This window comes from Roseovarius dicentrarchi, from assembly GCF_003316635.1.
Lineage (GTDB): Bacteria > Pseudomonadota > Alphaproteobacteria > Rhodobacterales > Rhodobacteraceae > Roseovarius > Roseovarius dicentrarchi.
Genome location: NZ_QNQP01000088.1, coordinates 1 through 548, shown reverse-complemented (window position 1 = coordinate 548; position 548 = coordinate 1). Strand labels below are relative to the sequence as shown.

1 protein-coding gene and 1 pseudogene are annotated in these 548 nt (G+C 54.7%); both read right to left on the bottom strand.

Features of this window, described 5'->3' with window-relative positions:
• Window positions 1-123: 123 nt before the first annotated feature.
• Window positions 124-336 (bottom strand): transposase, encoded by a 213-nt coding sequence (locus DQ230_RS16975; RefSeq protein ID WP_238987582.1) that lies wholly within the window; start codon window positions 334-336, stop codon window positions 124-126.
• Between the two features lie 85 nt (window positions 337-421).
• Window positions 422-548, bottom strand: a pseudogene (locus tag DQ230_RS16970) (IS256 family transposase); the annotation flags it as partial.

Genomic DNA, 548 nt, shown 5'->3' with positions numbered 1-548 from the left:
GGACATGATCCGCGCCGCTCGTATCACCAACAAAAACTGGCATGAGTTCCTTGATGACTTCGTGCATGACACCGATCTGGCGGCCCGCATCAAAGCTAAATCGCCGCGGTAACAATGGGGCGGTTACCTCTCATCCACGGCATCAACGGTAGATACGCTGCTCTCTATCGGCGCAAATCGGGGATCCTTCAGCCACTTGAAAATCAAGTTCGCATTCATGGAATAGCGCCGCGCAACCTGTGCAACCGAAACGCCCGATGTCAGTGTCTGTGCGCAAATCGTGCGTTTCTCGTCATCCGACCAGACCCGCTTCTTCAAGCCCTTCTTCCCCGCCATAACCAACCTCAAGATGTCCACTATCGATAGTGGACACTATCACCCACTCTATCAGGCAGGCAGGGCAGTCACACCGGACGCATACGTCGTAGAAGGTCAGCAGCGCGTCTCGATCCTTGACCAGTTTGGCGACCGCCTTGTCCCATTTCACGCCATAGGTTGCGACGAAGAAGTCGAAGGCAGCGTTCACTTTGGCTTTTGTCTCTGCTTGC